The sequence below is a fragment of the Micromonospora sp. NPDC049645 genome (genome assembly GCF_040675155.1).
GTDB lineage: Bacteria > Actinomycetota > Actinomycetes > Mycobacteriales > Micromonosporaceae > Micromonospora.
Genome location: NZ_JBFAOI010000009.1, coordinates 135666 through 162240, shown reverse-complemented (window position 1 = coordinate 162240; position 26575 = coordinate 135666). Strand labels below are relative to the sequence as shown.

Genomic DNA, 26575 nt, shown 5'->3' with positions numbered 1-26575 from the left:
CCTAGAAGTACGATGCATAGTACTGCTAGGTATACCCGTCGGCGCAACGGCTCCACGGCGAGACGTCGACCGTTCGCCGTTACGGAAAGTTGTCATGGCGCGAACGAGCACAGTCCGGGATAGCCTTTGGCGCATATGGCTACCTATCGCAGCGCCTCAGTGCTCCTTTCCTCGGACGGCACCAGGACCCCCGGCACGGCCGCCCTCTTCGCCGAGCCAGCCCGCAGGGGCGGGATTCCACCGTGGGCAGGCGACTTCCGGCCCGCCAACAGCGCCGGCAACGGCCCCAAGAACGCGGTCGGAAAGACCTTCACGCTGGAGTTGCCCGACGGCAGCACCGGCAAGGTCGTGGTCCAGGGCCTCAAGCGCGGCAAGGGCGGCGTCGTGCTGGCGCTGATGGGCGAGGACGCCCCGCCCTTCTGACCCCCGCGGTCAGTCCAGGGTGACCACCCAGCGGGCGCCCTCGCCCCGGGCCAGCCGGTCGAACGCCGCCGGCGCCTCGTCCAACGCAATCGTGCCGCTCACCAGCAGGCGCAGGTCGAGTGCGCCGTCGGCCAGCTCGGCGGCCAGCACCGGCACCTCCCGGTCCGGGTCGGACGAGCCGTACACCGACGAGCGCAGCGTGCGCGCGGAGTGGAAGATGTCCAGCGCGCCGAGGCTCACCATGTCGTCCTTCGCGCCCATGCCGACCACCGTCACCGCTCCCCCACGCCGGGTCAGCCGCCAGGCGGCGCGGATGGTGGCGGCGCGGCCGACGCACTCGAAGGCGTGGTCGACGCCCCGGCTCTCGGTGCGCGCCCGCACCTCCTTGGAGAGCCGGTCGTCGGCGAGCAGGAAGTCGGTCGCCCCGGCGGCGAGCGCCAGCTCCCGCTTCGCCTCCGCGACGTCGACGGCCAGGATCGTCGTGGCACCGGCCCGGCGCGCGGCGCTGAGCACGGCGAGCCCGACTCCGCCGAGCCCGACGACCGCCACCGACTCGCCGGGCGCCACCCGGGCGGTGTTCCGGACCGCGCCGACGCCGGTGAGCACCGCGCAGCCGAGCAGCGCGGCCTGCTCGGGCGGCAGCCCGGCGGGGATCGGGATGACGGCGCGCTCGGGCACCACCACCGCCTCGGCGAGCGCGCCGAGACCGAGGGTCAGGTGCAGCGGTACGCCGTCGTCGGTCTCGCCGCGCGACACCGTCGGGGCCGTGGTGGCGGCGCAGAGCCACGGCTCGCCCCGCCGGCACCACCAGCAGGCCCGGCAGGCCGGTGCCCAGTTGAGCACCACCGGGGTGCCGACGGCCAGGGTCACGCCCGGCCCGGCCTCGTCCACCACGCCGGTCGCCTCGTGCCCGAGCACCAGCGGGAACCTCGCGGCGAGGGTGCCGTTCACCATGGACAGGTCGGAGTGGCAGACACCGGCGGCGCGGATCCGCACCCGCACCTCCCCGGGGCCGGGCGCGGGCAGACGTACCTGCTCGACCCGCAGCTCGGCGCCGGATGCGCGGGCGACCAGCGCGCGGACGACGACCGGCGCGGACGCCGGCTCACTGCCGCCGCCGAGCGCGGACGCCGGCTCGCTGCCGCCGACCGGCGCGGCGGCCGGGGACGGCTCGGCGCGGCCCACGGATGCGGCCGGCGACAATTCGGGGCCGGTCATCGCTGGATCGCCTTCAGCTCGCAGAACTCGGCGAGCCCGTGCACGCCCAACTCCCGACCCAGGCCCGACTGCTTGTAGCCGCCGAACGGGGCGAGCGGGTTGAACGGCGCGCCGTTGATGTCGACCGCGCCGGTACGCAGCCGGCGGGCCACGGCGAGCGCCGCGTCGGTGTCCGCGGACCAGACCGCCCCGGCCAGCCCGTACTTCGAGTTGTTGGCGATCGCGACCGCCTCGTCGGTGTCGGCGAACGGGATGACGGCGAGCACCGGGCCGAAGACCTCCTCCTGGGCGAGCGCGCTGTCCGGGTGCACGTCGGCGAAGACCGTCGGGGCGACGAAGTGCCCCCGGGTCGGCACCGGGGCGTCCGGACCGCCGACGACCAGTCTCGCGCCGTCGGCGAGGGCCCGGTCGACGTGGCCGCGTACCCGTTCGGCCTGCGCGGCGGAGACCAGCGGGCCGAGCCGGGTGGCCGGGTCGAACGGGTCGCCGAGCCGGTAGCCGGCCACCGCCGTGGCGACCAGGTCGAGCGCGTCGTCGTACCGGTCGCGGTGCACCAGCATCCGGGTCCACGCGGTGCAGGTCTGGCCGGAGTTGAGCAGGGCGTTGCCGACGCCCACCTTGACGGCGGTGGCCAGGTCGGCGTCGGGAAGGATCACGTTTGCGGACTTGCCGCCCAGCTCCAACGCGACCCGGGCGATCCGGTCGGCGGCGAGCCGCATGATCCGCGCGCCGGTGGCGGTGGAGCCGGTGAACGAGACCAGGTCGACGTCGGGGTGCCCGGCGAGGGCCTCGCCGACCACCGGCCCGGTGCCGGGGACCAGGTTGAGCACTCCCGGTGGCAACCCGGCCTCGGTGACCGCGTCGAAGAGCAGGTACGCGGTCAACGGCGTCAGCTCGCTGGGCTTGAGCACCACCGTGCAGCCGGCGGCCAGGGCGGGGGCGAGTTTCGCCATCACCTGGTGCAGCGGGTAGTTCCACGGGGTGATCGCGCCGACCACACCGATCGGCTCACGGACGACCACGGAGTTGCCGATGCTCTCCTCGACCGGCGCGTCGGCGGCGAGCGCGACGTGGTCACGCAGCACGGTCAACGGCAACCCGACCTGCACCCGGGTGGCGAGCCTGAGCGGCGAGCCCAGCTCCACGGCGATGGTGCGGGCGAGGTCGTCGGCGCGGGCGGCGAGCGCGGTGTGCAGCCGATCGAGGTGCGCGGAGCGCTCGGCGGGAGCGGTGGCCGACCAGCCGGGGAACGCGGCGCGGGCCGCGGCCACGGCGCGATCAACGTCGGCGGGGGTGCCGGCCGGCACCTGCCCGACCAGCTCCCCGGTGCTCGGGTTCTCCACGTCGATCAGGTCGGCGGTGGTGGGAGACGTCCACTCCCCGCCGACGTGCAGGTGGCGCCGGAGGCGCAGGGAGTCGGGCAACTGCGACGGCGGAGCGGCGAGGTCCATGTCGTCCCTTCGGGGGTGGGCGATGGGCGATGGCGACGGGGTCCCGGGTGGGCGGTGAAACTAGCGCTGGGAGTTTGGACGCTACCCGCTGGGCCGGGCGGACTCCACCGTGCCGACGGTGCGGGCGTACTCGGCTGCCAAACCGTGCAGCAGGGCGTCCAGGCCGAGGGCGAAGGCGCCCTCGTCCACGCTCTGCTGGTGTTCGGCGAGCCGGTGCGCCTGGCGCAGGTGCGGGTAGTGCGCCGCGTACAGCTCCGGGTCCTCGACGAAACCCCGGGCGAACGAGCCGAGCGCCGACCCGGCCACGAAGTAGCGCAGCGCCGCGCCGATGTGGGTGGCCCGCGCCGGCGGCCAGCCGGCCCGGACCAGACCGCCGTAGACCGCGTCGGCCATGGCAAGCGCGGCCGGTCGCCGGCCCGGTCCCTGCGCCAGGTACGGCACGATGTTCGGGTGCGCGGTGAGCGCCCGCCGGTACGACCACGCCCAGTCCCGCAGCGCGCCGGCCCAGTCCCGGCTGGCGAAGCCACTGGTGTCGACGGCGCCGGTGACCGTGTCGGCGACCGCGTCGAGGATCTCGTCCTTGGTGGCGAAGTGGTTGTAGAGCGAAGGCCCGCGTACGCCCAGCTCGGCGGCGAGCCGACGGGTGGAGAAGACGGGCAGGCCCTCGGCGTCGATGAGCGCGGTGGCGGTCTCGACGATCAGCTGCCGGGTGAGCCGGGGCTGGCGGGGTCGGGGCACTGCGCTCCTCGCGGGTCTCGGTCCGTGGGGGTCTGGACGGATGAAAACTTACACCGCTAGTTTATGAATGACCGCTGTGACCCGCAGCGGCGCACCGTCACGCCAACCGAGGGGGAACCGTGGACTTCGCACTGTCCGACGAGGAACGCGCCGTCCGAGACACCGTCCGCGCGTTCGTGACCCGCGAGGTGATGCCCCTGGAAGCGGAGGTGCTCCGCCGGGAACGGGCACACCAGCCCGGGCTCGACCACTCCGAGCTGCGGGAACTGCAACTCAAGGCGCGCAAGTTCGGCTTCTGGGGCCTGGCCACCCCGGAAGAGTACGGCGGGATGAACCTGCCGGCCGTCCTTCAGTCGTTGATCTGGACCGAGCTGGGCCGCACGTTCGTGCCGTTCCGCTTCGGCGGCGAGGCGGACAACATCCTGTTCCACGCCACCGAGGAGCAGAAGCGGGAGTTCCTGATCCCGACCATCGAGGGCGAACGACGCTCCTGCTTCGCGATCACCGAACCGGGCGCCGGATCCGACGCGGCCAACATCCGGCTGTCCGCCCGCCGCGACGGTGACGACTGGATCCTCGACGGCGAGAAGACCTTCATCACCGGCGGCCACGGCGCCGACTTCGCCATCGTGGTCGCGGTGACCGACCGGGAGAAGGGCGCCCGCAACGGCGGGGCCACCGCGTTCCTCGTGGACCGGGCGATGGGCTGGCGCTCGGAGTTCATCCAGACGATGGGCGAGGGCGGGCCCGCGTCGCTCGTCTTCGACGGCGTACGCGTCCCGCACCGCAACATCCTCGGTGAGATCGGGCAGGGCTTCACGCTCGGCATGGAGTGGATCGGCAAGGGGCGCTACACCATCCCGTCGCACGCCATCGGCATCGCCGAACGGGCGTTGCAGATGGCCATCGACTATGCCAACACCCGGGAGACCTTCGGCACGAAGATCGGCACCAACCAGGCCATCCAGTGGATGATCGCCGACTCGGAGACGGAGCTGGAGGCGGCCCGCTGGCTGGTGTTGCGCTCGGCGTGGACGGTCGATCAGGGCCTGGACCCCCGACACGCCTCGTCGATGGGCAAGCTCTACGGCGCCGGCATGGTCAACCGGGTGGTCGACCGGGTGCTCCAGATCCACGGCGGCATGGGCTACACCCGCGAGTTGCCCATCGAACGCTGGTACCGGCAGGTCCGGCTCTACCGGATCTTCGAGGGCACCGACGAGATGCAACGGCTGATCATCTCGCGGGACCTGTTGCGCGGCTACACGAAGATCGGCGGCCACCTGGCCTGAGCCGGGAGGTCTGCCGCCGTCGAGGACGGCCGGCCACGCGCCCGGCCGTCCTCGAACGCCGGGTTCAGCCGGTCAACGCCGTCAGCGCGGCATCCACATCCGCCTCGGTGGAGTAGATGTGGAAGGAGGCGCGGACCCGTCCGGCGCGCACCGCCGCCCGGATGCCGGCCGCCGCGAGGCGCTGCTCCGCGTCGGGCACGTCCACGCTGACGATGGCGCTCTCCCCCGGTGGCCGGCCCAGCCCGGTCAGGAACCGGTTGGCCAACGCCACGTTGTGCGCCCCGATCGCCGCCGGGCCGATCTCGGCGACCACCTCCAGGGCGGGCACCGCGCCGACCCAGCTGAACCAGGCCGGTGAGATGTCGAACCGGCGGGCGTCGTCGGCCAGCCGCAGCGGCGGACCGTAGTACGAGGCGTGCGGGTCGCGGCCCGCGTACCAGCCGGCGGCGTCGGGGCGCAGCCGCTCCCGCAGGGCGGGGGCCAGATAGGCGTACGCGGTCCCGCGCGGATTCATCAGCCACTTGTAGCCGCCCACCGCCACCACGTCGGCCCGGCTGCCGTCGAACGGCAGCCAACCGCACGCCTGGGTCGCGTCCACCGCCACCAGCGCGTCGTGGGCGCGGGCCGCGGCCACGATCTCGTCGTACGCCGCAACCGCCCCGTCGGCCGACTGGACCAGGCTGAACGCGACCAGGTCGGTATCGGCGTCGATGGCGTCGACCAGCGACTCCAGCGGCACCGTGCGGACCGTGACGCCACGCTCCTCCTGCACCAGCCAGGGGAAGAGATTCGAGGTGAACTCGACCTCGGGAACCACCACCGTGGCACCGGCCGGCAACGCCGCCGCGACCGGCGCGAGGAGCTGGGACACGGCCACGCCGACCGCCACGTCACCGACCGGCACCCCGATGAGGCCGGCGAAGGCTACCCGGGCGCGGTGCGTCGACTCGCCCCAGCCCTCCCACGACGTACGACCGACCCGCCAGGCGGCGAGGGCCTCCTGCACCGCCACCCACGCCGGCTCCGGCGGCAACCCGTAGCTGGCGGTGTTCAACCAACCCGGCTCCGGCTGCCACAGCTTCTGCGCCTGCTCGATCTCCATGCCTCCGACGCTAGGCCGAGCGGAGCGCGATGGGCACGGCCAATCGGCGACCGGCGGCCTGTCAGATCCGGACGAAATCCTGACCGAGCAACGCCCGTAGCTTGGTGAGCGCGCGGGCGTTCCGTGTCTTCACCACCGACACGGAGACGTCGAGGGTGCTGGCGACCGCCTCGACGCTCTGATCCTCCCAGTGCCGGAGCACCACGATGGCCTGGTCGCGGATCGGCAGGGCGGCCAACGCCCGGAGCAGGGCGACGTGCAGCTCCGTGGTGTCGTCCGGCCGTAGGTGCGGCGTCTCCGGCAGCTCGGCGAGCAGCACCTCGGAGGCGCTGCGCCGCTTGTTCTGGTCGAAGACGGCGTTCATCAGGACCCGCCGGCTGTACGCCTCCGGGTTCGCGGTGTCTCGGATCCGGCCCCAGTTCGCGTACATCTTGGCCAGGGTGGTCTGGGTCAGGTCCTGGGCGAGGTGCCAGTCGCGACACATCAGGTACGCGGTACGTCGCAGCCTCGGTGCGGTGGTTTCGACGAACGCGGTGAACTCCGCCTGCCGGGCGGCCTGCTCACGCCGTCGTGCCGCGCCCCAGCGGGCACCCGCCATCAGTCGACCACCGACGCGCTGGTGCCGGCCGGGCAGTCGACGCCGATCACCTCGTCGATCCCGGGCAAGCGTTGGACGCGCTCGGCCAGCTCCGCGTACCGGGACCGGGCGACGATCGTGATCCGGAATGACTCCGGCAGTTGGCTGGGCACGACGTTGTCGACGAGTTCAGGTGCGTCCGCGTACAGCTTCTTGAACTTCGCCAGCGCCTCCTCGCGACTCTCGAACGCCACGGTCCCGACCGCCGGGTCCGCGTCCAGTGCGCGGCTGACCGCGCCGCGCTGCTGGTCGGTGACCTCGTTGGCGAGGAAGACCGCGGCATCGGTCGCGGTCTTCCGGGCGGGAAACTCGCACGCCTTGTTGACGAGCATGCCGAACGCCGCCGGCACCGTCGTCGGTGGCGGCGCCGACCGTTGCGGCGGTGTCGCCACGTTCACCACCCCCACCGCCGCGACGGCGACCACGACGGCGGCACCTGCCGCCACCAGCCCTTGCCGGCGTCGGCGCAGGGTGGTGCCGGCGGCCATCGCGTCGCAGGCCAGGTCGTCGAGGGGTAGTTCGGGCTCGTCGGCCACCGCGCGGTCGAAGAGCACCCGCAGGTTCTGATCCATGTTTCCTCCCGTGGTCTGGTGCACTCCCACCTGTGTTGACTGGTTGGACCACCGGATCGGTCACATCGACGTCGGACGACACCGGCGTCACGGCGTCCGGTGGCGTCCGACCGATTCGTCAAACGGCGGGCGGGCGCGGGCGAGACTGTCGGTGAGACCGGCGAGCCACCGGTCGACCTCCACCAGGTGCCGGACCGACCGGGCGTCGGCCTCGCGAAGAAGCGGACGGATCCGGTCGAGCTGGTCCGCGCAGGTGGTCGAGACCGCCGTCCGGCCCGGTGCCCGACCGTGAGCGACCTCGTCGGCAAGGGCGTCGTACCCCGATCGGAGGCGCCCGACGGTGTCCCGCAGCAGCGCCGCCGCCTCCGGCCAGCCGGCGAGACAGCCGGGCGGGTTGCGTCGCAACAGCGACTCCGCGCCGGGCACGACGTGGTGCCCGGCGCTCAGGACGGCATCCCAGTTCACCTGCTGACGCCGCGGATCGTGCCGCTCGGAGTGGTACTGGCAGTACGACGAGTCGACCAGGACCATCCGGCGACGTAGCCGGCTGAGGGCGCCCTCGGGGGGCGGAGCGCCGCCGAGCACCGCCTGGATCGTTCCGTCGACCGCCTCCGCGTTGGCGGCCAGGTAGCGGGTGGCGTTGTGCCGCAGATCGTGGCCCGCGCCGCGCGGCCACATCGCCACCCCGGCGAGCACGCCGATCACCGCCCCGAGCAGGACGTCGACGAGGCGGGCCTCGGCCAGCCGCCACCCCTCCGGGTTGAGCTGGGCGAAGACGACCGTCAGCAGCAGGGTGAACGTGGCCTGTTGCCACACCGGCCCGAGCAGGCGACCGACCCCGAAGGCCAGCAGCAGGGTGATCGGTAGGACGATGGCGTACACCAACTGCTCGGTGACGACGAGCATCACACCGCCGCTGACGACCGCACCGGCGATCGTGCCGAGTACGGCCGGCCGCAGCGCGGTACGGGTGTCGGCGGCCGAGGTACGCAGGACCGTGAGGGTGGCGAGCAGCACCCAGAAGCCGTGGGTCAGCTGCAACACCCCGGCGGCCACCCGGGCGATAGCGAGCGCCACGGCCAGCCGCAGCGCGCTGTGCAGGTGGGCCGAACGCGGCGCCAGGTGTGAGCGGAACTGCCACCGGTACAGCGTCCACGGGCTGTGCCGGGCGTACTCGAACAGCCCCGAGGCGTCCCGGTCGTCGAGCCGCGCCCCGGTGGCCACCCGGCACCCCACGGCGAAGACCCGCACCTGGTCCGCGAGGGCCAGCGCGGTCGCGTCCCGGCACAACCGGTGCACGTCCGACGCGTCGCGGCCGTTGCCCTCCCCCACCGGGTACGCCGTCTCAGCTCGCCCGACCGCCACATCCAGGTCGTCGAGCCCCACCGCCGGGGCGCCCGGGGACAGGCTCCGGCCGGCGGCGCGGGTCGTGTCCGCGCACGAGCGCAGCAGCCGGGCCGCCGCCAGGTCCGGGATCGGCTCCGGCGGGGGATCCACCGCCAGCCGGTCGGCGTCGGCGAGCACCTCCCGCAACGCCGCCGCGCAGATCCGCAACGCCCGGTCCTGGGCGCCCGCCGCGGTGGGCGCCCACGCCGGCGGGTTGCGGCTCAGCTCGATCGCCGCCACCACGTCGTACGCCCGCTCGCGCCGCACCCCCCGGCCACCGGGACCGACGTGCGGGTCGGTCAACCCCTCCGCCGTGGCGTCGAGGAAGGCCGCGACGCCGTCCGCCGCGTCGGCGAGGCGCTGCCGGTAGGAGACCGGCACCGGGTCGGGCCAGAGGAACACCTCGGCCGCGGCGAGCAACACGACGGCGAGCGTCACCCCACCCAGCCGCTGCGGCAGGGTGCCCGGCTGGTACGGCGGGAAGGACGCGAGAATGTAGAAGAGTTGGAACGCGCTCGCCAACCCGACCAGGCGCGGGTTGCCGACCCCGGCGAACGCCACGACGAACCCGACGACCAGCATGCCGCCGGCGGCCGCCCACGTGCTCCACGCCAACAGCGAGCCCACGGCGATCAGCACCCACACCGCCGGCAACGAGATGATCAGGATCCGCGCCCGCTGCGGCGCCGGACCAGGTAGCTGGGCGAACGACCCACTGGCGATCGTGCCGAACAACCCGTACGTGGCGAGGGTCGAGCTGCCCAGCCCGTAGCGGCAGGCGTAGAAGACGACGGACGCGACGAGTGTCAGCCGCGCCGCGCGTCGCAGGATGACGCCACCCGGGTCACGGCGGCGAAGTTGGCCAAGGAGGCTGGTTCCGAGCACGACCGCTCCCCCGGTTCGTCGCAGCACCCCTCCCCGGCCCACCATTCTCCACCGCGCCCGGCCCTCAGCAGCGGCTTTGCCGACCAATCACCGCCGGGAGCTGGCACACCGGCCGAGCCGGAGGGCCCGGAGCAGGGTGCCGGGGCATCCTGGCGGCCGCGTGGTCGAGCATGGTGGTGACCCCATCCCAGCCTGGCATTGACCTCGCCCCCTGACGGCAGCGCTCAGGTGGCCTACCACCTCTGGTTGCTATAGATATCGGATGGACTCGAACTCCGTGGCACGCCGGACCGGCCGCGCCCCGGCCTGGCGAATCGTCCTGTGTTGCCTGGTGGTGGTCCTGTCCGCCTGCACCCCGGAAGGTGACTCGCGGCAGCGCCCAGCGCCGCCGGCCGACCGAGCAGTGCCGCCGGCGGGTGCCAGCGTTGGTGGGCCGCCCTGCACGGCCTCGGTCGATACCTTGCCGGCGCCGCCGACGGGCTACCGGTTGGTGGGAGAGGACGTGGCAGTGCCCGACGCCCCCGTGTTGTCGGTGGAGCAGGCCGGGGAGGCCGATCCGGCGGCGCGACTGTTCGCCAAATGGGGGCTCGTCGTCCGCGCCGGCCGGATCGTCGACCTACGGCTGGCACCCGGCTGGCAGGGTAGGGCCTGGCTCGGATGGGGTGGCACCGGCACGCCCGCGGCGACCGCCACGGTGCACGCCTGCGCCCCGGATGATGGGCCGGCCCAGTGGATGGCCTTCGTCGGCGGCACCTGGGTCGCGCAGGCCGCCTGCGTACCGCTGATCGTCACGTCAAACGGCCAGGACGAGCGCGTCGACCTCGGCATCGGCGTCCCCTGCGACAAGAGCGGCGCGCCCTAGCCTCGCGCGCTCGGGCGGTGGGGTGGACGGCAGCGTCTACTGTCTACAGCCTGCGTACCGACTGCCCGCCGGCAGCGCTGATCACCCCGCCGACGCCCTGGACGCTCCGTCGAGAGGTCACCGACATGCTGAACGCCGAGGATCTTCCCCCGTTTCAGCGTGCCGTGTCGTACGAGTCGCAACGCGGTCAACACGTCTACGCAACCCTGATCGCGCTACGGCTGTCCCTGCTCCTGGTGGCCGCAGTCGCGGGTGTCGCCACCTGGAAGCTCGACGATTTCACCCTGGGCCCGGCGCTCGCCGCGGGCGCGTTCGCCGCCACCTCGGTCGTCGAGGTCTTCCTTCTCACCAATCGCCCCAACGAACGGTGGTACGTCGGAAGGGCCCTCTCCGAATCCATCAAATCGCTCACGTGGCGATTCTCCGTCGCGGCGGATCCCTTTCCCCGATCGCAAGACGATTCGGACAGCGTCGACGAATTCACCAACCGACTCTTGGGATTGACCAGAGACATGTCAGCCGCGGGGCTGGCCGCTCCCGCGGTGGCGGGGCAACAGATCACGGAAGGAATGCGGGCCCTGCGCTCCGCCTCCCTCGCGGACCGCCGAGCGGCGTACCTGACCGGCCGTCTCGAAAGCCAGCGAGCCTGGTACGCCGCGCGGTCACTGTCGAACCGCGCGCGGGCGACCCGCTGGTCGGTCGGCATGCTCGTCCTGGAGATAGTCGGTGTGACCCTGGCCGTGGCGAGGGCCGCCGGACTGACCAACCTCGACCTGCTCGGAGTGGCCGCCGCAGCGGTCGCCGCCGGCGCGGCCTGGACGCAGACGCGACAACACGGCGCGGTGGCGACCGCGTACGCCCTGGCGAGTCAGGAGCTTGCCGCCATGGGATCGCTCGCCACCCGGATCAGCTCGGAGGCGGAGCTGTCGCGCTTCGTGAACGACACGGAGACCGCGATTTCCCGGGAACACACGATGTGGCGCGCACGCCGACGCTAACGCCTGGTCGCCTACCGCAGAAAGCTCACCGCCTCCGGCCGAGGATGCGTCGGTGCAGCACTGAGGCCGGAGCTCCGATCGGTGCTCGGACGGACGGACCACTTGTTTGCCTGTGCAGGGTCACCGACAGCGGGGCGAACAGAGGCTGGCACGGGCCGCTCGGCTCTGCTCTGCATCCAGGTGTCGGACCACAGCATCAATGGCCGTAGGTAACAATGCGTCTCGTGAACCCGCACCCGGTGGAGTCAGCACGCCGCCAATGGCTCCCCCGCCTTGGCGAGACCCCGACGTGGCTGATCCTCAACGCGGCTGTGGTCGGTGGCGGAGCTGGCATCCTGACACCGGCTCTGCGTTCGGAGCAGGACACCTCTCTGGCCACCAACGCGTCGGCCGCCGTGCTGTTCGTGCTCCTGGCCCGCGCACCGGCCGCCTTGGCAGACTGGCATCTGGTACGACGAGGGCGGGCCCGTGCGGTGCTGGTCTCGCATGCTCTGGCCGCAGGCTTCGGCCTGCTGGTCTCGCTGGGCGACTCCCCCGAAGCTTCTTCCCAGGCAAGTGACCAGGTGGTGATGACCGGCTTCGCGTTGGCTGCCACTGGATACCTTGCCACCGCCTTCGTGCTGCTTCCGCTCGTCGCGTTGTACGTATTTGTGCGCCGACTCCAGAATCCTTACCGCAGTGTCCACCGAAGGCGCCGACCGAGCAGATCTGCCTGGCAGCTCAACGGCGTGTTGGTGACGACGGTGACGATCCTCATCGTCTCGTTGACACCGGCGGCGGACGACACCGCCGTGGGGGTCGACTTTTTCGCCACCCTGTGCGCAGCAGTGGTGTTCCGAGCGCCGGGTGCCTGGGCGGAATGGGTGATAACTGGGCGCGGAGGTCAACGGGCGGTCTACTGGACGCACGGAATCGTTGCTGGCCTGACCATCCTCATGCAGCTCAGCACCGCGGGCAGCAGCGCTGCTTCCAACAGCGTCGATGGGATGGGCCGGGTCGCGGAGACGTTGGTGGTATACCTCGGGCTGTCTTCCCTCGTCATGGTCTGCGTACTGGCCGTGATGCTGCCCTTGAGGGCTCTTCTCCGCCGCAGCCGCGGGGCGGTAGATCCTAGTCTCGCCGCCTCGTTCCCAAACACCATGCCCCGGATCGCCGGCCCGGCAGCGACGTCCGCCCAGTCCCCGGAGGCTGGCAGGGACGCAACGTGCATGCCTGAACGGTCGCTCGACACCGCTACCGGTTCGAACGACGGTCGTGACGAAGCATCACCAGCGGTCGCGATTCCTACCGCCAGAGCACCCATCCCTCGGACGCCGGCACCAGCGGCCCTGGTGGATCCGGCGCCACCTGTCGACCGGCGATCTTCCGTGGACTCCGATACTCGCGCCGTATCGATCCGAAACGAGATTGGCTTCACCGTCGGCACGACAACGGGCATCGCCAGCCTGATTCAGGGCTTCGACAGCACCGACCCGGTCCGGACGGGCGCGGTGGCCTTGACCGTGGGAGTAGTCGCGGTCACCGGCGTGTTTTGGGCCACCAGAAGGCGGGATCCGCAACGGCGCAGGCTTCCGGACGGCGAGCGGCCCCCGACCTCGACGGCGGAGCGCCCGCGCACAGGCAGGTAGGGCACACACATTTTCGTCCTGTCCGAGGCGCGCCGGCGCTCGCCGCCGCGCCTCGGACGGTTACTTTTTCGCAAATCAGGCCGGCGCCCCTACCGAGGTTGCCGCCTCGCCGGGGCGCGTGGCGGACTCGTCCTCGTCGTCGTGCTCGTCGACCATCGTGGCCTCGTCGAACGGGTCGTCGCCGCGCAGCACCCCGACCGCCCGATCCCGGTCGAACTCCCCGGTCCAGGTGCCCACCAGCACGGTCGCCACCGCGTTTCCGGCGAAGTTGGTCAACGCGCGGGCCTCCGACATGAACCGGTCGATGCCGACGATCAGCCCCACCCCGTCGACGAGGTCGGGCCGGTGCGACTGGAGGCCGCCGGCCAGCGTGGCCAGCCCGGCGCCGGTGACCCCGGCGGCACCCTTCGACGCGATGATCATGAACAGCAGCAGCGAGACCTGCTCGCCGACGGCCAAGGGCTTGCCCAGCGCGTCGGCGATGAACAGCGACGCCATGGTCAGGTAGATCGCCGTGCCGTCCAGGTTGAACGAGTAGCCGGTCGGCACGGTGATGCCGACGACCGGCTTGCTCACGCCGAAGTGCTCCATCTTGGCGATCAGCCGCGGCAGCGCCGACTCCGAGGACGAGGTGGACAGGATCAGCAGGAACTCCCGACCCAGGTAACGCAGCAGCGAGAAGATCGAGATGCGGGCCACGAACCACAGCAGCGCGCCCAGGAACACCAGCACGAAGATCAGACAGGTGACGTAGAAGCCGACCATGATCTGGGCGAGGCTCTTGAGGGCGTCCACGCCGGTCGCGCCGACCACAGCGGCCATCGCGCCGAACGCGCCGATCGGGGCCAGCCACATGATCATGGCGAGGACCTTGAAGACGACCCGCTGGATGACGGTGATGGCGCTGAGCACCGGCTCACCCCGCCGCCCCAGGGCCTGGACGGCGAAACCGACCAGCAGGGCGACCAACAGCGTCTGGAGCACCTTGCCCTCGGTGAGCGAGGAGAGCAGCGTCGTCGGGATGATCCCGAGCAGGAAGTCCGCCGTACCGGCGGCCTCGTCGCCGGCGGCGGCCTTGCCGGAGCCGGCGAGGTCCTGGCCGAGGTCGAGGCCCGAACCGGGGTGGATCATGTTGCCGACGACCAGGCCGATGGCGAGCGCGACGGTCGACATGGTCAGGAAGTAGCCGAGGGCCAGGCCGCCGACCCTGCCGACCTTCGCGGCCTGCCGGACGGAGCCCACGCCGAGCACGATGGTGCAGAAGATGACCGGGCTGATCATCATCTTGATCAGGTTGACGAAGCCGGTGCCGATCGGCTTGAGTTCCTTGCCGAAATCGGGTGCGACCAGGCCGACCACGATGCCGGCGACCACGGCCACGATGACGGCGAGATACAGGTAACGGGTACGGTCCCGGCGGACCGCCGGTGCCGGGGTGGTGGCGGATGCGGTGGAGTCCATGTCGACAATGTGAAGCGCGTCTCACAGGTTGACAGCCTTGCGGTCATTCTGTTCACCGCAACACCACCAGGGCGGCGCGACGAGGAGGTGACGAGCATGGCCCGACGTCAGTGGAGCATCGCCGGGCAACTCTTCGCCCTCCAGGCGGTGGTGGTGACGCTGCTCGTGCTGGCCGGCGCGGCGGGCGCCGTCTGGCTGGCCCGCAGCGACTCCCGCCAGGCCGCGCAGGACGAGGTGCTCGCGGTGGCGCAGACCGTGGCCGGCTCCCCCGACGTCCGCGCGGCCCTCAGCGCCGCCGACCCGGCCAGCCTCCTGCAGCCGTACGCCGAATCGACCCGCAAGGCGACGGGCACCGACTTCGTGGTGGTGATGGCCCCCGACCGCACCCGTTTCTCCCACCCGACGCGGGACCGGATCGGCGAGCCGTTCGTGGGCGAGATCGGCCCCGCCCTGGCGGGCCGCCCGTTCACCACCACCAACGTCGGAACGCTCGGCGAGTCGGTGCGCGCGGTCGTTCCGGTGTACGACGAGCAGCAGCGCATCGTCGGACTGGTCTCGGTGGGCATCACCACCCGCGCGATCGACCGTAAGCTGCTCGGCCAGTTGCCGGTGCTGTTCGGGGTGGCCGCACCGGCCCTGGCGCTCGCCGCGACCGGCTCCTGGCTGCTCAGCCGCCGGCTGCGTCGCCAGACCCACGGTCTGGGGCCGGCGCAGATGACCCGGATGTACGAGTACTACGACGCCGTTCTGCACTCGGTCCGCGAAGGGCTGGTCGTGCTGACCACCGATCGGCGGATGGCGCTGGTCAACGACGAGGGGCGTCGGCTGCTGGGGCTCGACGCGGACGCACCGGTGATCGACCAGCCGGTGGCCGGTATCGACCTGCCGCCGGCGGTGGCCGACCTGCTCGGTTCCGCGCGTGACGCCCGCGACGAGCCGATCCTCGCCGGTGACCGGGTGCTCGTCGCCAACCAGCGCACCACCCGCTTCGAGGGCACGGTGCTCGGCACCGTGCTGACCCTGCGCGACCAGACCGAGCTGCGCACGCTGGCCAGTGAGTTGGATTCGGTACGCGCGCTGACCGAGGCGTTGCAGGCGCAGACCCACGAGTCGGCCAACCGGTTGCACACCGTGCTGACCCTGGTCGAGTTGGGCCGCGCCGACGAGGCTCTCCGGCTCGGCACCCGTGATCTGGCCCTCGCCCAGCAACTGACCGACCGGGTGGTCGGCGCGGTGACCGAGCCGGCGTTGGCCGCGCTGCTGCTCGGCAAGTCGGCGCAGGCCGGCGAACGCGGGGTGGACCTGGTCATCGAGCCGGACTGCCGCCTCGACGACAGTCCACTGCCGGCCGGCGACCTGCTCACCGTGGTCGGCAACCTGGTCGACAACGCCCTGGAGGCGGTGGCCGGCACGCCGGCGCCACGCCGGGTACGGGTCTTCGTCGGGGAGGTCGACGACGAACTGCTGGTGCGGGTCGCCGACAGCGGCCCCGGGCTGGCCCCGGAGCGGGTCACCGACGCGTTCCGGCGCGGCTGGTCCACCAAGAGCACCGGGCGGGGTCTCGGCCTGGCGCTGGTCGGGCAGGTGGTCCGCCGGCACGGCGGCAGCGCCGAGGTGGGTCGCTCGGACGACGGCGGCAGCCTGTTCACCGTCCGACTACCGGGCCGGGTCGAGCGGTGACGACCGACATCCGGGTGCTGGTCGTCGAGGACGAGCCGCTGCTGGCCGAGGCGCACAGCGCGTACACCGAACGGGTTCCCGGTTTCGTGGTGGTCGGGGTGGCGCACACCGCACGGGCGGCGATGGCGGCCCTGCGCGCGGGCGGCGGCGGCGACGTGGACCTCGTACTCCTTGATTTTCGGCTGCCCGACCTGCACGGCCTGGACGTCTGCCGGGCGCTGCGCGCGGCCGGCAGCAGCGTCGACGTGCTCGCGGTGACGTCCGCGCGGGACCTCGCGGTGGTACGCACCGCGGTGTCCCTCGGGGTGACCCACTACCTGCTCAAACCGTTCACGTTCGCCGCGTTCCGCGACAAGCTGGAGCGGTACGCCGACTACCGCGCCCAGGCGCTCGCCGACGGTGAGGTCGCCGCCCAGCACGAGGTGGATCAGATGTTCGCCACCCTGCGCGGCACCGCCGGGCACAGCCTGCCCAAGGGGCTCGACGCGCAGACCCTCGATCGGGTACGCGCCGCCCTCACCGACGGGACCCGCGCGGAGGTCGGACTGTCCGCCACCGAGGTGAGCGCGTTGACCGGAATCTCCCGGGTGACCGCCCGCCGCTACCTGGAGTACCTGGTCACCGTCGACCGGGCCGCCCGCACCCCCCGCTACGGCACCCCCGGCCGCCCCGAGGTCGAGTACCGCCCCCGCTGAGCAGTACACACTTTCACCCCGACATTGGGGAGAGATGCCGTCCATCGATGTCGGAAGTGGAAAAATTGCGGGCGACCCGATGCGCAGGAGCGAGCCGTGACGTCTAGCCACGCCGAACAGATGCCCGAATGGCCGACGGCTGAGCACGTGCCAGCCGAGGAGTTGGCCCGGCGTCAGGGGATCCAGCCGATCGCCTCCGTGGACGACCTGGCTCGTCCGGGTCTGTTCGAGTCGGACGACGAACTGGACGAGTTCCTCGCCGACCTGTACGCCTCTCGGCGGGCCGGTGCCGCATGAGCCTCATCGTCCTGGACACCGACGTAGCTTCAGCAATCCTCCGCGGGAGGCTACCTGAACGTCTCCGTGCCCGCCTGGCCGGTAAGACCCTCTGCATCACCTTCGTGACGCTCGGAGAGCTGACCAGGTGGACGGCACTGCGCAGCTGGGGGCCGCGCAAGCTGGCTGATCTCGCGCAGTGGCGTTCGGGAACCGGATTTGCCGTCCGACACGAGGGAAGCGGCGCCTGACCGGGAACCCGGTGGCGGGGTGAAGATCCGTTGTTAGACTGGGCGGGTTGGGTTAGTGGCACGACCAGGGAGACCAGACATGGCGGGTGACGACGACATCTCCGGGTGAGACCGGATGTGTTCGGCCATCGGTTCGGCGCGCGTCCTGCGCAGCCGCCGGGGCCATGACGTCGTTCCACCGGTTCCCGTTGTCGTCGGGCGGCTGAGGCGCGCCCACCCCACCCTCTGAGGTCACTCGCATGTCTGATGCGTTCATCGTCTGCTCGAATCTCTCCTTCTCCTGGCCGGACGACACCCCGGTCTTCTCGGAACTGTCCTTCACCGTCCCCGGCGGTCGCACCGGCCTGGTCGCGCCGAACGGCGCCGGCAAGAGCACCCTGCTGCGGCTGATCGCCGGGGAGCTGCGGCCCAGCGGCGGCAGCGTCACCGTCGACGGCCTGCTCGGCTACCTCCCGCAGACGCTGCCCCTGGCCGGTGACCTGACCGTGGCGCAGGTGCTGGGCGTGGCCGAGCGGGTCGCGGCGCTGCACGCCATCGAAGCCGGCGACGCCAGCGAGGAACACTTCGCCACCATCGGCGACGACTGGGACATCGAGGAGCGCACCCGCTCGGAGTTGGACCGGCTCGGCCTGGGTGAGCTGTCCCTCGACCGCCGGCTGCACACTCTCAGCGGCGGTCAGGTCGTCTCTCTCGGCCTGGCGGCGCAACTGCTCCGCCGCCCGAACGTGCTGCTGCTCGACGAGCCGACGAACAACCTGGACCTGGAGGCAAGGCACAAGCTCTACGACGTCCTCACCGACTGGTCCGGCTGTCTGCTGCTGGTCAGCCACGACCGGGAGCTGCTGGACCGGATGGACCGCATCGCCGAGCTGGACCGGGGGGAGATCCGCTGGTACGGGGGCAACTTCACCGCGTACACCGAGGCGGTGCAGGCGGCGCGGGAGGTGGCCGAGAGCAACCTGCGCAACGCCGAGCAGGAGGTCAAGCGGGAGAAGCGGGAGATGCAGCAGGCCCGGGAACGCGCCGACCGGCGGGCCAGCAACGCCGCCAAGAACCTGAAGAACGCCGGGCTGGCCCGGATCGTCGCCGGCGGGCTCAAGCGCAGCGCGCAGGAGTCCGCGGGGAAGGCGCAGGAGACGCACGCCGGGCGGCTCGGGCAGGCCAAGGCCCGACTCGACGAGGCGGGGCGGGCGGTACGCGACGAGGACCGGATCACCGTCGACCTGCCGGACACCACCGTCCCGGCCGGCCGCACCGTCTTCTCCGGCCAGGGGATGCGGGCCCGCTTCGACGATCGGGAGCTGTTCGGCGGCGACGGAGCCGACCTGGTGATCCGGGGTCCGGAACGGATCGCGCTCACCGGCGCGAACGGCGTCGGCAAGTCCACCCTGCTGCGTGTGGTCCAGGGTGACCTGCAACCGTCCGGCGGTGAGCTGAAGCGCGGCGACGGGCGGATCGCGTACCTGTCGCAGCGGCTGGACCTGTTGGACCTCGACCGCACGGTGGCGGAGAACTTCGCCGCGTACGCGCCGAGCCTGCCGGACGCGCGGCGGATGAACCTGCTGGCCCGGTTCCTGTTCCGAGGTTCGCGGGTGAACCTGCCGGTCGGGGTGCTCTCCGGGGGTGAACGGCTGCGCGCCACCCTCGCGTGTGTGCTCTGCGCCGAGCCGGCGCCGCAACTGCTGCTGCTCGACGAACCGACGAACAACCTGGACCTGGTCAGCGTCGCCCAGTTGGAGAGCGCGCTGTCGGCGTACCAGGGGGCGTTCGTGGTGGTCAGCCACGACGAACGGTTCCTCGCCGAGATCGGCGTGCAGCGCTGGCTGCGACTGGCCGACGGCCGGCTGCGGGAGATCAGCGCCCCCGACCGGGGTTGAGCCGGGCGGCCCGGCCGGCGCACGCCGGCCGGGCCACGGCCCGGGTCAGCTCACGTTGGCCGGGCCGAGGACGCTCTTCAGGTCACCCATCAGCGCGGTCGTCGCCGCCACCCGGAACGGACCCAGCCGCAGGGTGGTGGTACGCCCGCCGTTGAGCAGTTTGACGTGCACCTCGGTGTCGCCGGGGTGCAGCACCAGCGTCTCCTTGAGGCGCTCCACAAGCGGTGGGGTGCACCGGTGCACCGGGATGGTGAGGGTGACCGGCTTGTTGGTGGCGCTGGTGCTGACGTCCGGCATGGACATGTCCATCGCCATGATCCGTGGGGTGTCGTCGCGGCGGTCCACCCGCCCCTTGACCACCACGATGGCGTCCTCGGCGATGTACTGGCCGATCACCTCGTAGGTGTTGGGGAAGAACAGCGTCTCCACCCCACCGGCCAGGTCCTCCAGGGTGGCCGATGCCCAGGCCCGGCCCTGCTTGGTGACCCGGCGCTGCACCCCGGAGAGGATGCCGGCCAGGGTGACGACCGCGCCGTCGGGCACCGCGCCCTCCTCGGCCAACGCGGCGATGGTGGTGTCGGCCGCCGCGTTGAGGATGTGCTCCAGACCGAACAGCGGGTGGTCGGACACGTACAGGCCGAGCATCTCCCGTTCGAAGGCCAGTTTGTCGCGCTTGTCCCACTCGCCGTCACCGATGGTCGGCATCACCGTGGTGCTGCCGGTGTCGGCGTCACCGAAGCCGGCGCCGAACAGGTCGTACTGGCCGACGGCCTCCTTGCGCTTGACGTCGGCGTACGCGTCGATGGCGTCGGCGTGCACCGCGAGCAGACCCTTGCGGGGGTGGTCGAGCGAGTCGAACGCGCCCGCCTTGATCAGCGATTCGATTGTCTTCTTGTTGCAGACCACCGCGTCCACCTTGGACAGGAAGTCGTAGAAGTCGGCGTACTCGCCCTTCTCCTCCCGGCACCGCATGATCGAGGCGACCACGTTCGCGCCGACGTTGCGCACGGCGGCCAGGCCGAAGCGGATGTCCTTGCCGACCGGGGTGAACGGCCCGGCCGAGGTGTTCACGTCCGGCGGCAGCACCTGGATGCGCATCCGGCGACACTCGGACAGGTAGAGCGCCATCTTGTCCTTGTCGTCGCCGACGCTGGTCAGCAACCCGGCCATGTACTCGGCCGGGTAGTGCGCCTTCAGGTACGCGGTCCAGTAGGAGACCAGACCGTACGCGGCGGAGTGCGCCTTGTTGAAGGCGTACCCGGCGAACGGCACCAGCACGTCCCACACGGCCTGGATCGCCTCGTCGGAGTAGCCGCGCTCGCGGCAGCCGTCCCGGAACGGGATGAACTCCTTGTCGAGGATCTCCTTCTTCTTCTTACCCATGGCCCGGCGCAGCAGGTCCGCCTGACCAAGGGTGTAGCCGGCGAGGATCTGCGCGGCGCGCTGCACCTGCTCCTGGTAGACGATCAGGCCGTGGGTGGGCGCCAGGATCTCCCGCAGCGGCTCCTCCAGCTCCGGGTGGATCGGCGTGATCTCCTGGAGGCCGTTCTTGCGCAGCGCGTAGTTGGTGTGCGAGTCGACGCCCATCGGGCCGGGCCGGTACAGGGCCAGGACGGCGGAGATGTCCTCGAAGTTGTCCGGCTTCATCAACCGCAGCAGTGACCGCATCGGCCCACCGTCGAGCTGGAACACGCCCAGGGTGTCGCCGCGGGCCAGCAGCTCGTACGCGGCCTTGTCGTCAAGCGGCAGGGCCAGCAGGTCGAGCTTCCGGCCGTGGTTCAGCTCGATGTTCTTGACCGCGTCGTCGATGATCGTCAGGTTGCGCAGGCCGAGGAAGTCCATCTTCAGCAGCCCGAGCGACTCGCACGTCGGGTAGTCGAACTGCGTGATGATCGCCCCGTCGGCGTCGCGGCGCATCAACGGGATGTGCTCGATGATCGGCTCGGCGGACATGATGACGCCGGCGGCGTGCACACCGGTCTGCCGGATCAGCCCCTCGATGCCCTTCGCCGTGTCGATGACCTTGCGGACGTCCGGGTCGGAGTCGTACAGGCCGCGGATCTCGCCCGCCTCGGCGTAGCGGGGGTGCTTGTTGTCGAAGATGCCGGTGAGCGGGATGTCCTTGCCCATCACCGCCGGCGGCATCGCCTTGGTGATCCGGTCGCCGACCGCGTACGGGAAGCCGAGCACCCGGGCCGAGTCCTTGATCGCGGCCTTCGCCTTGATCGTGCCGAAGGTGGCGATCTGGGCGACCTTGTCGTCACCCCACTTGTCCGTGACGTACTTGATCACCTCGCCGCGCCGACGCTCGTCGAAGTCGATGTCGACATCGGGCATCGAGACCCGCTCGGGGTTGAGGAACCGCTCGAAGATCAGGCCGTGCTGGATCGGGTCCAGGTCGGTGATGCCCAGCGCGTACGCGACGAGCGAGCCGGCGGCCGAACCACGGCCCGGACCCACCGCGATGCCCTGGTTCTTCGCCCACTGGATGAAGTCGGCGACCACCAGGAAGTAGGACGGGAAGCCCATCTGGTTGATGACGCCCAGCTCGTACTCGGCCTGGACGACGTGCCCCTCCGGGATGCCGTTGGGGTAGCGGCGGCCCAGGCCGGCGAAGGTCTCCTTGCGGAACCAGGACTCCTCGGTCTCCCCCTCGGGCACCGGGAAGCGCGGCATCAGGTTGTGGAACTCGAACATCCCGGCCGGGTCGACCTTCTCGGCGACCAGCAGGGTGTTGCGGCAGCCCTCCTGCCACAGCTCGGACGAGTCCACCGCGCGCATCTGGTCGGCGCTCTTGATGAAGTAGCCGCCGCCCTCGAACCGGAACCGGTTGGGGTCGTCGATGTTGCTGCCGGTCTGCACGCAGAGCAGCACGTCGTGGGCGGTGGCCTGCGCCTCGTGGGTGTAGTGCGAGTCGTTCGTGACCACCGGCGGGATGTCCAGCTTGCGGGCGATCTCGGTGAGCCCCTCGCGGACCCGGCTCTCGATGGAGAGGCCGTGATCCATGATCTCCAGGAAGTAGTTGTCCTTGCCGAAGATGTCCTGGTAGCTGGCGGCGACCTTGAGGGCCTCGTCGAACTGGCCCAGCCGCAGCCGGGTCTGCACCGCGCCGGACGGGCAGCCGGTGGTGGCCATGATCCCCTCGGCGTGCTCGGCGATCAGCTCCATGTCCATCCGGGGCCACTTGACGTAGTGCCCCTCCATGGACGCGCGCGAGTTGAGGGTGAAGAGGTTCTTCAGGCCCTGCGCGTTGCGCGCCCACATGGTCTTGTGGGTGATCGCGCCGTTACCGGAGATGTCGTCGCTCTTCTGCTCCGGGCGACCCCACTTGACCCGCGCCTTGTGATAGCGCGACTCCGGCGCCACGTACGCCTCGACGCCCAGGATCGGGGTGATCCCGGCGGCCATCGCCTGGTTGTAGAAGTCGTTCGCGCCGTGCATGTTGCCGTGGTCGGTGATCGCCACGGCGGGCATGCCGAGCCGCTTGGCCTCGGCGAACAGGTCCTTCAGTCGGGCCGCTCCGTCGAGCATCGAGTACTCGGTGTGCACGTGCAGATGCGCGAACGAATCAGCCATGCGTGGCGCCCCCCGGCGGTGTGGATCTTGTTGGTCGGAGTCGACCGGGACCTACCCTACCGAGGTGATCTCGGCGGCTCCACCGTCCGCGCCGAGGGTGGCCCTCGTCTCCTGATCGCCCTCGCCTGCGCCTAGTCTCGGAGCATGGCGAGGTACTACGACGTACACCCGGAGAACCCCCAGCCCCGGATCATCGGCCAGGTCGCCGACCTGATCCGCGGCGGTGGGCTGGTCGCCTATCCGACCGACTCCTGCTACGCGCTCGGCATCCAGCTGGGCAACCAGGACGGGCTGGACCGGATCCGGCAGATCCGGCACCTCGACGATCGGCACCACTTCACCCTGGTCTGCCGCGACTTCGCGCAGCTCGGCCAGTTCGTCCAGATCAGCAACTCGGTCTTCCGGCTGGTCAAGGCGTCCACCCCGGGCAGCTACACCTTCATCCTGCCGGCCACCCGGGAGGTGCCCCGCCGGATGCTGCACCCGAAGAAGCGGACCGTCGGCGTGCGGGTGCCCCGGCACACCGTCACCCAGGCGTTGCTGGCCGAGTTGGCCGAGCCGCTGGTGTCCAGCACGCTGGTCCTGCCCGGCGACGACGAGCCGATGACCCAGGGCTGGGAGATCAAGGAGCGGCTCGACCACCAGCTCGACGCGGTGCTCGACGCCGGCGACTGCGGCAAGGAGCCGACGACGGTGATCGACCTGTCCGGGCCCGAGCCGGAGATCCTGCGCCAGGGCGCCGGGGACGTGTCCCGCTTCGAGTAGCGGGCCGGTTTCGCGTCGGGTGCCGGACGGTACGGGCCCGCGCCGGCCGTACCGGTCGTACGCTCAGGGATCGGCACCGGCGAGCATTGGACACCCGGCATGCCCGACCCGGACGACATCGACGCCCTGGCCCGGTCCGCCGCGCTCGGCGACCCGGCCGCACGGGACGCCCTGCTGGTCGCGGTGCGCCCGGAGGTGCTGCGGCTGTGCGCCCGGTTCCTGCCCAACCGGGAGGACGCCGAGGAAGCCTGCCAGGACACCCTGCTCGCGCTCGCCAACGGCATCACCCGGTTCGAGGGACGCTCCTCGTTCCGCACCTGGCTGCACCGGCTGACCGCCAACCGGGCCCGCTCCACGTACCGCACGCTGCGCCGCCGCTGCCGACTGGAGGCGGGCGGCGTACCGGTGCCCGAGCAGGCGGACCCCCGACGGACCAGCGTGGTCGCGGGCACCCGCCTCGACCTGCTCGACGCCTTCGACTCGGTGCACCCCGAGCACGCCGAGGTGGTGGCCCTGCGCGACGTCCTCGGGCTGAGCTACCCCGAGATCGCCGCCCTGCTCGACCTGCCCGTGGGCACGGTGAAATCCCGGTTGCACCTGGCCCGGCGGCAGGTCCGGCAACGGCTCGGCGCCGAATGACCCCCACGTCGCTCCGCCGGCTCGTCGTCGTCCTCGCGGCCACCGTGGGGGTCGCCGGCTGCGGCGACGACGCCGTCTCGCCGCTGCCCGTCCAACCGCCCGGCCCGACCCGTTCGACGCCGACGCCCGCCGCGGCCTCCCCGAGCCCCGCGCCCACCGCGTCGCCGTCCCGACCACCGCCGACCGGCGCGCGCCCGTTCCCGGCGCCGCCCCCACCCACCAGGACAAGGGGTACGCCCCGGACGACTCCCCCACCAACCGAAGCGACCCCGGCCTGCCAGGGCGCGGTCCGCTACGACCTGCCGCTCGCCGACACCGAGATCGAGCTGCTGAAATCGCTCTGCTTCGCCACCGGCGCCGTGCTGCGGATCCAGGGCATCGGGCCGGGGCTCGTCACCGTGGACCGTCCGGAGCTGGTCTCCCAGCAGTACGAGGCGGGGGTGGTGGACATCCGCTTCGTCCGCCCCGGCACCGTCGCCGTGACGATCCCCAAGGAGGGCCGGGAGCACACCATCACCGTGGTGGTCCGCTAGCCCGTGGATCGGCGCAGCGCCCCGCACCTACCGCAGGCGTACGCCCCCGAGCAGGGTGTCCACGAAGTCGGGACCGCTGCCCGCGGGCGGGGTGATCTGCGCGTACACCAGGGCGGGTCGGCCGGGGTGCAGGGCGGCCGACTCCACGATCTGTGGCCGGCCCCGGTCGCAGTGGTACGCCACCACCGTCCATTCGAGGCCCGCCGGTGACGTGGTGCGGGCCGGCGCGGGCACGCAGTCGCCGTGCGCGCGCTCGGCGAGGAAGCCGGCCGGTGTGGTGCGGGTCGCCGTGCTGGCCGAGAGGCCCACGAACGCGCCGGGCACCCGGGGGTCGGCGGCCCAGCGGCGGGGTTGCGGCGAGAGCACCAGCGCCGGATCGGGTTCGCCGTCGGCGCCGTACTGACCGGCCCAGGTGGCACCCGTGGCGGACCAGCCGGGCGGCAACGCGACGGTCAGCGGCCCGGTCGTGTACGTGCCGCCGACCGGCCGGCCCGACCCGACGCCACCCGGCTCGGCGGCCACCGCGGCCAGCACGGCGGCGGCCACCACAACCGCCCCGGCCAGCCGCAACCGGTACGGGCGACGGGCGACGGGTCGGGGTGACGGCTGTTGCCGCACGGGACCGGTCGACGCGGCCAACGCCGCCCGGCCGCGCCCGCTCCCGCCGGCCGACCGTCCCGCCGGCCCGCTTGCGCCGACCGGCGCGATCGGCCGGCCCACGGTGTGGCTGGCGCGGGTCAACGCGGCGTGCAGGGTCGCGGCGTCGGGGTGGCGGTCCGCCGGGTGGTGGGCGGTGGCCCGGGCGAGCACCGCCGCGACCGCCGGCGGCACGCCGTCGCGTAGCCGGATGTCCGGGTCGCACCGAGGCGGGTCGGGTCTGGCCGGGTCGGTGGTCAGCAGCCGGATGCCGAGCCGGCCGAGCCCGTACACGTCGGCGCGGGTGTCGACCACCGCGCCCGGGTCGTCCTGCTCGGGCGCCATGTAACCGGGGGTGCCGGCCCGGGCGGTCAGCCCGGAGGCGGCGGCGAGCGCCTTGGCGAGGCCGAGATCGGCGATCAGCACCCGTTCGGCGTCGCCGGGGTCGGCGGAGCGGAACAGGATGTTGCCCGGGGTGAGATCGCGGTGCACGACGCCGTGGCGGTGCAGCACCGCGACCCCGGCGCAGACCTCGCCGAGCAGCCACAGCGCCGTCGGCGCGGGGATTTCGCCGGCCGCCAGCCGGTCGCGCAGGCTACCCCCGTCGGCCCAGGCCAGGACCGCGTACGGCCGGCCGTCGGGCAGTTCACCGACGGCGTGCACCCGGATCAGCCGCTCGTGCTCCAGCCGGCGCAGCAACCGGGCCTCGTCGAGGAAGCGTTCCCGGACCCGCAGGTCGTGGCTCCAGTTCTCGGCCAGCACCTTGATCGCCACGTGCGCGTCGAGGACCCGGTCGTAACCCAGCCAGACCGTCGCGAACGACCCGACGCCCAGCAGTCGCTCGATGGCGTAGGGGCCGATCCGCAGTGGTGCCGTCACCGTGTCCCTCCGGCCGGCGTCTCTCTGCACAGTAGACCCGGCCGGCGGAAATTCCGACGAACCGTTGGCCCCGCCGCGGTGACTAAGAGGGCAGGAGACCCATCACCGAAGGAGG

At 71.8% G+C, this 26575-nt stretch carries 22 protein-coding genes; 12 read left to right on the top strand and 10 right to left on the bottom strand.

The window, feature by feature from the left end; genetic code table 11:
- The first annotated feature begins 135 nt into the window (after positions 1-135).
- Positions 136-423: a hypothetical protein gene (locus tag AB0J33_RS21175; RefSeq protein WP_327025697.1), complete on the top strand. Its 288-nt coding sequence runs from the start codon at positions 136-138 to the stop codon at positions 421-423.
- Positions 424-432: 9 nt separating this feature from the next.
- Here AB0J33_RS21175 and AB0J33_RS21170 read toward each other — a convergent pair whose 3' ends face one another.
- From AB0J33_RS21170 to AB0J33_RS21160, 3 genes are all read right to left on the bottom strand, one after another.
- Positions 433-1641, bottom strand: coding sequence for an alcohol dehydrogenase catalytic domain-containing protein (locus tag AB0J33_RS21170; RefSeq protein ID WP_363615720.1), 1209 nt, complete (start codon positions 1639-1641; stop codon positions 433-435).
- Complete coding sequence (locus AB0J33_RS21165) at positions 1638-3092, bottom strand: aldehyde dehydrogenase family protein (protein ID WP_363615719.1); 1455 nt, start codon at positions 3090-3092, stop codon at positions 1638-1640. The genes AB0J33_RS21170 and AB0J33_RS21165 overlap by 4 nt, the downstream gene beginning before the upstream one ends.
- An 81-nt stretch (positions 3093-3173) precedes the next feature.
- Positions 3174-3830, bottom strand: coding sequence for a TetR/AcrR family transcriptional regulator C-terminal domain-containing protein (locus tag AB0J33_RS21160; protein WP_363615718.1), 657 nt, complete (start codon positions 3828-3830; stop codon positions 3174-3176).
- Between the two features lie 119 nt (positions 3831-3949).
- On the opposite strand from AB0J33_RS21160, the gene AB0J33_RS21155 reads away from it, so the two are divergent.
- Positions 3950-5122, top strand: coding sequence for an acyl-CoA dehydrogenase family protein (locus AB0J33_RS21155; RefSeq protein WP_363615717.1), 1173 nt, complete (start codon positions 3950-3952; stop codon positions 5120-5122).
- A gap of 64 nt (positions 5123-5186) precedes the next feature.
- Here the strand turns inward: AB0J33_RS21155 and AB0J33_RS21150 are convergent, their stop codons facing one another.
- The 4 genes from AB0J33_RS21150 to AB0J33_RS21135 form a co-directional block, all read right to left on the bottom strand.
- A complete protein-coding gene (locus AB0J33_RS21150; protein ID WP_363615716.1) occupies positions 5187-6224 on the bottom strand; it encodes an aminotransferase class V-fold PLP-dependent enzyme in 1038 nt (345 codons plus the stop codon).
- Positions 6225-6285: 61 nt separating this feature from the next.
- Positions 6286-6822, bottom strand: coding sequence for a SigE family RNA polymerase sigma factor (locus AB0J33_RS21145; RefSeq protein ID WP_363615715.1), 537 nt, complete (start codon positions 6820-6822; stop codon positions 6286-6288).
- Positions 6822-7433, bottom strand: a complete 612-nt coding sequence (locus AB0J33_RS21140) for a permease-like cell division protein FtsX (protein WP_363615714.1) — start codon at positions 7431-7433, stop codon at positions 6822-6824. Before AB0J33_RS21140 ends, AB0J33_RS21145 begins: the two co-directional genes overlap by 1 nt.
- Before the next feature lie 87 nt (positions 7434-7520).
- Positions 7521-9704 carry an FUSC family protein gene (locus tag AB0J33_RS21135; protein ID WP_363615713.1) on the bottom strand — a complete coding sequence of 728 codons (2184 nt, stop codon included), beginning with the start codon at positions 9702-9704 and terminating at the stop codon, positions 7521-7523.
- Positions 9705-10206: 502 nt separating this feature from the next.
- Here AB0J33_RS21135 and AB0J33_RS21130 point away from each other — a divergent pair.
- The 3 genes from AB0J33_RS21130 to AB0J33_RS21120 all read left to right on the top strand — a co-directional run bounded on the left by AB0J33_RS21130 (position 10207) and on the right by AB0J33_RS21120 (position 13192).
- Positions 10207-10566: a hypothetical protein gene (locus AB0J33_RS21130; protein WP_363615712.1), complete on the top strand. Its 360-nt coding sequence runs from the start codon at positions 10207-10209 to the stop codon at positions 10564-10566.
- Between the two features lie 125 nt (positions 10567-10691).
- Complete coding sequence (locus AB0J33_RS21125) at positions 10692-11564, top strand: DUF4231 domain-containing protein (protein WP_363615711.1); 873 nt, start codon at positions 10692-10694, stop codon at positions 11562-11564.
- 224 nt (positions 11565-11788) lie between these two features.
- Positions 11789-13192: a hypothetical protein gene (locus tag AB0J33_RS21120; protein WP_363615710.1), complete on the top strand. Its 1404-nt coding sequence runs from the start codon at positions 11789-11791 to the stop codon at positions 13190-13192.
- Between the two features lie 75 nt (positions 13193-13267).
- On the opposite strand, the gene AB0J33_RS21115 is transcribed toward AB0J33_RS21120, so the two are convergent.
- A complete protein-coding gene (locus tag AB0J33_RS21115) occupies positions 13268-14653 on the bottom strand; it encodes a cation:dicarboxylase symporter family transporter (RefSeq protein ID WP_363615709.1) in 1386 nt (461 codons plus the stop codon).
- Positions 14654-14749: 96 nt separating this feature from the next.
- Here AB0J33_RS21115 and AB0J33_RS21110 point away from each other — a divergent pair, with 96 nt between their 5' ends.
- The 4 genes from AB0J33_RS21110 (at position 14750) to abc-f (ending at position 19432) form a co-directional block, all read left to right on the top strand.
- Positions 14750-16333: a sensor histidine kinase gene (locus AB0J33_RS21110; RefSeq protein WP_363615708.1), complete on the top strand. Its 1584-nt coding sequence runs from the start codon at positions 14750-14752 to the stop codon at positions 16331-16333.
- The gene (locus tag AB0J33_RS21105; protein WP_363615707.1) at positions 16330-17028 is read left to right on the top strand and encodes a response regulator; all 699 of its coding nucleotides are present in this window, start codon (positions 16330-16332) and stop codon (positions 17026-17028) included. Before AB0J33_RS21110 ends, AB0J33_RS21105 begins: the two co-directional genes overlap by 4 nt.
- Positions 17029-17124: 96 nt before the next feature.
- A complete protein-coding gene (locus tag AB0J33_RS21100; RefSeq protein ID WP_363615706.1) occupies positions 17125-17325 on the top strand; it encodes a hypothetical protein in 201 nt (66 codons plus the stop codon).
- A gap of 469 nt (positions 17326-17794) precedes the next feature.
- Positions 17795-19432: a ribosomal protection-like ABC-F family protein gene (gene abc-f, locus AB0J33_RS21095; RefSeq protein ID WP_363615705.1), complete on the top strand. Its 1638-nt coding sequence runs from the start codon at positions 17795-17797 to the stop codon at positions 19430-19432.
- A 45-nt stretch (positions 19433-19477) separates the two neighbouring features.
- Here abc-f and dnaE read toward each other — a convergent pair whose 3' ends face one another.
- A complete protein-coding gene (gene dnaE / locus AB0J33_RS21090) occupies positions 19478-23008 on the bottom strand; it encodes a DNA polymerase III subunit alpha (protein WP_363615704.1) in 3531 nt (1176 codons plus the stop codon).
- A 144-nt stretch (positions 23009-23152) separates the two neighbouring features.
- Here dnaE and AB0J33_RS21085 point away from each other — a divergent pair, with 144 nt between their 5' ends.
- The 3 genes from AB0J33_RS21085 (at position 23153) to AB0J33_RS21075 (ending at position 24945) form a co-directional block, all read left to right on the top strand.
- Positions 23153-23773 (top strand): L-threonylcarbamoyladenylate synthase, encoded by a 621-nt coding sequence (locus AB0J33_RS21085; protein WP_363615703.1) that lies wholly within the window; start codon positions 23153-23155, stop codon positions 23771-23773.
- A 99-nt stretch (positions 23774-23872) separates the two neighbouring features.
- Complete coding sequence (locus tag AB0J33_RS21080; protein WP_363615702.1) at positions 23873-24412, top strand: RNA polymerase sigma factor; 540 nt, start codon at positions 23873-23875, stop codon at positions 24410-24412.
- The gene (locus AB0J33_RS21075; protein WP_363615701.1) at positions 24409-24945 is read left to right on the top strand and encodes a hypothetical protein; all 537 of its coding nucleotides are present in this window, start codon (positions 24409-24411) and stop codon (positions 24943-24945) included. Before AB0J33_RS21080 ends, AB0J33_RS21075 begins: the two co-directional genes overlap by 4 nt.
- A gap of 27 nt (positions 24946-24972) precedes the next feature.
- Here AB0J33_RS21075 and AB0J33_RS21070 read toward each other — a convergent pair whose 3' ends face one another.
- Positions 24973-26460 carry a protein kinase gene (locus AB0J33_RS21070; protein WP_363615700.1) on the bottom strand — a complete coding sequence of 496 codons (1488 nt, stop codon included), beginning with the start codon at positions 26458-26460 and terminating at the stop codon, positions 24973-24975.
- Positions 26461-26575 lie beyond the last annotated feature (115 nt).